At 58.8% G+C, this 6,682-nt stretch carries 4 protein-coding genes and 1 tRNA gene; 1 reads left to right on the top strand and 4 read right to left on the bottom strand.

The window, feature by feature from the left end:
* The first annotated feature begins 25 nt into the window (after positions 1–25).
* Positions 26–102, top strand: a tRNA-Arg gene (locus BN1129_RS06315).
* A 349-nt stretch (positions 103–451) separates the two neighbouring features.
* Here BN1129_RS06315 and pbpG read toward each other — a convergent pair.
* From pbpG to BN1129_RS06295, 4 genes are all read right to left on the bottom strand, one after another.
* The gene (gene pbpG / locus BN1129_RS06310; RefSeq protein ID WP_042035244.1) at positions 452–1,279 is read right to left on the bottom strand and encodes a D-alanyl-D-alanine endopeptidase; all 828 of its coding nucleotides are present in this window, start codon (positions 1,277–1,279) and stop codon (positions 452–454) included.
* Positions 1,280–1,415: 136 nt separating this feature from the next.
* Positions 1,416–2,081, bottom strand: coding sequence for a DedA family protein (locus tag BN1129_RS06305; RefSeq protein WP_042035242.1), 666 nt, complete (start codon positions 2,079–2,081; stop codon positions 1,416–1,418).
* A gap of 20 nt (positions 2,082–2,101) precedes the next feature.
* Entirely contained in the window at positions 2,102–3,394 is a 1,293-nt protein-coding gene (locus BN1129_RS06300; RefSeq protein WP_042035240.1) for a hemolysin family protein, read from the bottom strand.
* Between the two features lie 406 nt (positions 3,395–3,800).
* Entirely contained in the window at positions 3,801–6,665 is a 2,865-nt protein-coding gene (locus BN1129_RS06295; RefSeq protein WP_042035239.1) for a valine--tRNA ligase, read from the bottom strand.
* Positions 6,666–6,682: the final 17 nt, after the last annotated feature.

The following is a 6,682-nucleotide window of genomic DNA, read 5'->3' as shown; positions in this document are numbered from 1 at the left end:
TTTGAGCAGTACCAAAAGTTGATGAGCGCCCGTAGCTCAGCTGGATAGAGTACCTGGCTACGAACCAGGTGGTCGGAGGTTCGAATCCTCCCGGGCGCACCATACAGACAGCCTCGACTCAGGTCGGGGCTGTTTTTTTATGTGCGAAATTCACCTCTGCGGTGCGGATCTGCTTCCGTGGTGACGGGTCGTTCACTGTCCTGTCGATCTGCTCTTGCCATCTCTTCTGCTTCGCTTCCCGTTATTGGGTGCCGCTCTTCTGATCGGGGTTATACCCTGTCTCTTTTGCCGCCTCTGCCTGCGCGCTGTATGTCTGTTGTTGCAACGGGGGATAGCGTGCCATGCCATCGCTCAGGGGGTAACAGCCAACCTCTTGTACCGCCAGCTGTGGTGTTTTACGGGTAATAAAAAAGGATGCCGCAGCATCCTTTTCCAATTCCGGGTTGGCAACTCAGCTTTTCAGCCACTTGCGAATACGGTTGGCATCGCCGATAGGGGTGCGTTTGCCCACCGAGTTGAGCAACACGATGGCCAGCTCCTGGCGGTCGGGTTTGGCGCGCATCACCAGGCAGCGGCCCGCCTCGTCGGTGAAACCTGTCTTGGAGAGGCGAACATCCCAGTCCGGGTTTTTCACCAGCGGGTTGGTGTTGTTGAACATCAGGCTGTAGGCGGGGGTGCTGAAACGCATCTCCTTGTCGGTGTCCTGGGTGAATTCACGGATCAGCGGCTGGCGATAGGCGGCAGAGATGAGCTTGGCCAGATCCTGGGCGGTGGAAACGTTGCGCGTCGACAGGCCGGTGGAGTCGTAGAAACGGCTGTTGCGCATGCCAAGTTGCTTGGCCTTGTTGTTCATGGCGCGGATGAAGGCGGGGCGTCCACCGGGATAGTGGCGTGCTAGGGCCGAGGCCATCCGGTTCTCGGAGGACATCAGTGCCAGGTGCAGCGCATCGCGGCGGCTGACCTTGCTGCCAAAGCGGACCCGGGAATAGGTGTGCTTGATGGCATCCCTGTCATTCTGATCTATGGTCAGGGTCTGGTTGAGATCCTGACGGGCATCCAGTACCACCAGCGCCGTCATCAGCTTGGTGAGTGAGGCGATCGGCCGTACCTGGGTGGCATTCTTCTGATACAGGGTCTTGCCCGTATTGACGTCCATCACCAGTGCGCTGCTCGATTGCAACTGCAGTTTGGCCGGGTTGGGGGCAGCCAATGCTGCCGGCAAGCCCAGCAGTCCAACCAATGCATATACCAGCGCCATTGCGCTAACCCGACACCGCATACTACCGACTCCGTTCACGTCGAAAAAAAGGCGGTAGATTCACTCATTTTTACCCCTGCTTTACAAGGGTATCAGGGGGAATTCGCCATTATTTCGATAAAAAAAGGCCATCTTGCGATGGCCTTTTTCATTTGTCTCAATCCCGTGGGGTGACGGTTTTACTTTTGCTCAGCCAGCGCCAGATGAGGGCGACAATACCACCGACCAGCAGCACCAGCGGCAGGTAAAGAATGATGCTGAGGAACTGTGACTCGTACTTGGCCGCGAGCTTGGTGTGGCTCAGGTAGTAACCCAGGCTCACCAGCGGAGTGATCCACATGATGGAGCTGACCAGATTGACGACGAGAAAGCGCCCCTGCGGGATCTCGGTCGCCCCGACAATGTAGGGGTAGACAGTGCGCACAAAGGCGATGTAGCGGGCCGTGATCAGGGTCAGGATGCCGTATTTGTTGAGCAGGTAGAACACCTTCTCCTTGTGCTTGTCGTCCATGTGAGACATCAGGCGATGGTACATGCGGGTATGGCCCAGAAAGCGTCCCTGCATATAGCCGAACCAGGTACCGACGAAGGTGGCCAGGATCAGCAGTGGCACTATACCAAGGGGGAGTACGTCCTGATAGATGAGTACACCCGTCAGAATGAGCAGGCTATCGCCGGGCAGGAAGGCGGTGGGGATGAACCCGTTCTCCAGCACAAGAAAAGTTAGCAACACGCCGCAGACCATGAAGGCCATCTTGGGATCGGACAGCGTCGCCAGATCCTGATGCATAAAGGCGTGAGCCAGTTGGTAAAACTGCTCCATACTCACAAGCTCCGCGTAAATTAGCTGGGTTGATCGATCAAGGGCATGGCGAGCACCTTGTCGATGCGCAGACCATCCATGTCGACAATTTCCAGTTGCCACTGTTCCAGAGCCACCAAATCTCCGGTCTGAGGAACACGGCCAAGGAGCAGCATGATAAGCCCTCCAAGGGTGTGATAGTGATGTTTTTCTTCTTCAGGTAGTCGAACCAGTCCCAGACAGTCCTTCAACTCCGGCAGCGGAATGAGGCCATCGAGCAGCCAGCTGCCATCGGTGCGCTGGAAGGCCCAGTTGTCATCGCTGTTATCCTGCTGGAAGTCACCCGCCAGCGTCTCCAGCAGATCCTGCTGGGTGACCAGCCCCTGCAGTTCACCGTATTCGTCCACCACCAGCACCATGTGCTCGGAGTGGGCGCGGAAGTGATTGAGCAGCTCCAGGCCATTGAGGGTCTCCGGCAACAGGCTGCCATCCTGGGTCAGGGCCGCCAGATCGATGGGTTCCCCCTTGATGTAGGCGTGCAGTACCTTGTTGACGTTGAGTATGCCCACCAGATCCGAGAGGCTGCCATCGCAAACCGGAAAGAAGCTATGGCGATACTCCACCAGCCGTTGCAGGTTCACCTCCAGCGGCAGGGCGAGATCCAGATAGCGGATGTCGCTGCGTGGCACCATCAGGGAGGAGAGGCTGCGCTCGTCGAGACGAAACACGTTGCGCAGCATGGTGTGCTCATGATCTTCGATGATCCCGGCTTCGGAGCCCTCCACCAGCATGGCGTGGATCTCCTCCTGGGTCACGTTCGCTCCGCCCTCCTGGCTGACGCGCAGGATGCGCAGGCTGGCCTTGGTGGAAGCGGACAACAACCAGACGAAGGGGCGGGTGATGGCCGCCAGCCACAGCATGGGGCGAGCCACCAGACAGGCGATGCGCTCGGCGTTGAGCTGGCCGAGGCGCTTGGGCACCAGTTCACCGACGATGATGGAGAGGTAGGTGATCACCACTATGACCAGCACGGTGGCGAGCAGGCTGCTGCTCTTGGCGGCCATGCCCCACTCTTGTAGCCAGAAGGCCAGCGGTTGGGCCAGCAGTGATTCGCCGTAGATACCGTTGAGCAGGCCGATACTGGTGATGCCGATTTGGACGGCGGAGAGGAAATGGGTCGGATCTTCGCTCAGCTTGAGGGCAATGGCGGCTGAGTCGCTGCCTTCGCTCGCCATCTTGCTGAGGCGAGCCTTGCGTGCGGTAACGATGGCGATTTCCGACATGGCAAATACGCCATTAAGCAAAATCAATCCAAACAGGATCAATATTTCCATACTGCAACAGCACTCCGAGTAGAAAAGATCGCTGGCAGTGTAATGAATTTGGGGGCGATGTGCTTGTGAAAGCAGGTGATTTGGCTCGCTAATTTTGTACAAAGGGGCGAAGAAAGGCCGTGAGAAGGGATTTATGGCAACAAAAAGCCCCCAGCGGGAGGGGAATGCCAGTCAGCTAACCATTTTTGTGACTGAATATCCGAAATATTGAATAACAGGAACTGTGCCATGGTTAACGCGTCAATGTGGCTGACACCTTTGCCCTGACTGGCATCCAATAAAAAGAGGGAGGCATGATGCCTCCCTCACTCTTTTGCCCTTATCCCTCGCGGGCTGAGCCTCACATGCCCTTAACCGGCTTGTATTACCCTGCTGCAGGGGGGCTTTTTCATGCAGCTCAGCTGCCTTACAGAGCGGCGATTTCGGCCTGCTGGGTCTCGAGGGTCACCAGCTGGGCGCGGTACTCTTCCAGCTTCTCGCGCTCCTTGGCGATGACGGCTTCCGGCGCCTTGGCCACGAAGGCCTCGTTGCCGAGCTTGCCTTCGATGCGGGCGCACTCGCCGACCAGCTTGGTCACTTCTTTGGCCAGACGGGCCAGTTCGGCGTCCTTGTCGATGAGACCGGCCATCGGGATCATCAGCTCGGTGGCACCGATCAGCTTCTTCACTGACAGGGGGGCCACTTCACCGTCCACCAGTACGCGGATGGATTCCAGACGGGCCAGCGACTTGAGGAAAGCCTCGTTGTCACCGGCGCGTTGGCTATCCTTGGCATCGCACTTGAGCAGCACGTTCAAGGCAACGCTCGGCGCCACATTCATCTCGGCGCGGATGTTGCGGATACTGACGATAAACTCCTTCACCCACTCCTGATCCGCCATGGCGGTGTCGTCTACCTTGGCGGCATCGAACTGTGGGAAGGCTTGCAGCATGATGGTGTCTGCGTGCACGCCAGTCAGCGGTGCCACCGATTTCCAGATGGTCTCGGTGATGAACGGGATGATCGGGTGTGCCAGACGCAGCAGGGTTTCCAGCACAGTCACCAAGGTGTGACGGGTGGCACGCTGCTCAGCCTCGGAACCCTTGCCCAGCACCGGCTTGGTCAGCTCCAGATACCAGTCACAGAACTGGTTCCAGATAAATTCGTACAAGACGCCTGCCGCGATATCGAAGCGGTAGGTGTCGAGCGCGGTACGGAAGTCACGGATGGCCACTTGCAGCTGGGACTGGATCCAGCGATCCGCCAGACTGAACAGCATCTCGCCGCCATTGCCTTGCGAAGAGAAACCGCAATCCTGATCTTCGGTGTTCATCAGCACATAGCGGGAGGCGTTCCACAGCTTGTTGCAGAAGTTGTTGTAACCGTCCAGGCGCTTCATGTCCCAGTTGATGTCACGACCGGTAGAGGCGAGCGCCGCCAGGGTGAAGCGCAGGGCGTCGGTACCGTGCGCGTCGATCCCTTCCGGGAACTGCTTGGCGGTACGCTTGCCGATCTTCTCGGCCATCTGCGGTTGCATCATGTTGCCGGTGCGCTTCTCCAGCAGATCTTCCAGCGAGATACCGTCGATCATGTCGAGCGGATCCAGCACGTTGCCCTTGGACTTGGACATTTTCTGGCCCTCTTCATCACGGATAAGGCCCGTGATGTAGACGGTCTTGAACGGGACTTGCGGCTGGCCGTTTTCGTCCTTGATGAAGTGCATGGTCATCATGATCATCCGGGCAATCCAGAAGAAGATGATGTCGAAGCCGCTCATCAGCACGTCGGTCGGGTGGAAGGTCTTGAGTGCTTCGGTGTTGTTCGGCCAGCCCAGGGTGGAGAAGGTCCACAGGGCGGAGCTGAACCAGGTGTCGAGCACGTCTTCGTCCTGACGCAGCACGGTCACGGACGGGATGCTGTGCTTGGCACGCACTTCCGCCTCGTCACGGCCCACGTAAACATTGCCGGCGTCGTCATACCAGGCCGGGATGCGGTGACCCCACCACAGCTGGCGGGAGACGCACCAGTCCTGAATGTCACGCATCCAGGAGAAGTACATGTTTTCGTACTGCTTGGGCACGAACTGGATGCGGCCATCTTCCACCGCTTCGATGGCGGTCTTGGCCATCGGTGCCACGCGCACGTACCACTGGTCGGTCAGCATCGGCTCGATGGGCACGCCGCCGCGATCGCCGTAGGGCTGTTGCAGTACGTGATCCTTGATTTCGGCCAGCAGGCCCAGCTCATCCAGCTTGGCCACGATGGCTTTGCGGGCGGCGAAGCGCTCCATACCGGCGAACTCGCCCGGCAGGGCGGCGTCGTAGGCGGTGCTCGGGTTGCCGTTGGTATCGACCACTTCGGCCTCGGCACGCACGTGGGCGTCCAAGGTAAAGATGTTGATCATCGGCAGGCTGTGGCGCTTGCCCACTTCGTTATCGTTGAAGTCGTGGGCCGGGGTGATCTTCACGCAACCGGTGCCCTTCTCCATGTCGGCGTGTTCGTCGGCGACGATGGGGATCAGACGGTTCACCAGCGGCAGCAGGATGTGCTGGCCGATCAGCGCCTTGTAGCGCGGGTCTTCCGGGTTCACTGCCACGGCGGTATCGCCCAGCATGGTCTCCGGACGGGTGGTGGCGACGATCAGGTGATCCTGACCTTCAGCTGTCTTGGCGCCGTTGGCCAGCGGATAGCGCAGGTGCCACATGTGGCCCTTGATCTCGCGGTTTTCCACTTCCAGATCGGAGATGGCGGTGTTGAGCTTGGGATCCCAGTTCACCAGACGCTTGCCGCGGTACATCAGGCCATCTTCGTAGAGACGGACAAACACTTCCTGCACGGCGCTCGAGAGACCCTCATCCATGGTGAAGCGCTCGCGCTCCCAATCTACCGAGTCGCCCAGACGGCGCATCTGGCGGGTGATGGTGCCACCGGACTCTTCCTTCCACTGCCAGATCTTGTCGATGAAGGCATCACGGCCGTAATCGTGGCGAGTCTTGCCCTCTTCTGCAGCGATCTTGCGCTCAACCACCATCTGGGTGGCGATACCGGCGTGGTCGGTGCCTGATTGCCACAGGGTGTTCTTGCCCTGCATGCGGTTGTAGCGGATCAAGGTGTCCATCAGGGTCTGTTGGAAGGCATGGCCCATGTGCAGGCTGCCGGTGACGTTCGGCGGCGGGATCATGATGCAGAAGGAGTCTTTGCTGGTGTCGCCGTGGGGCTTGAAGTAACCCTGGGTTTCCCAGTGCTGATAGAGCGCCTGTTCGATGGCGTTGTGATTAAAAGTCTTTTCCATGGTCTCGCCGTAATCTG

The organism is Aeromonas popoffii (assembly GCF_000820025.1).
GTDB classification, from domain to species: Bacteria; Pseudomonadota; Gammaproteobacteria; order Enterobacterales; family Aeromonadaceae; genus Aeromonas; species Aeromonas popoffii.
This window is presented reverse-complemented; position numbering and strand designations above follow the sequence as displayed.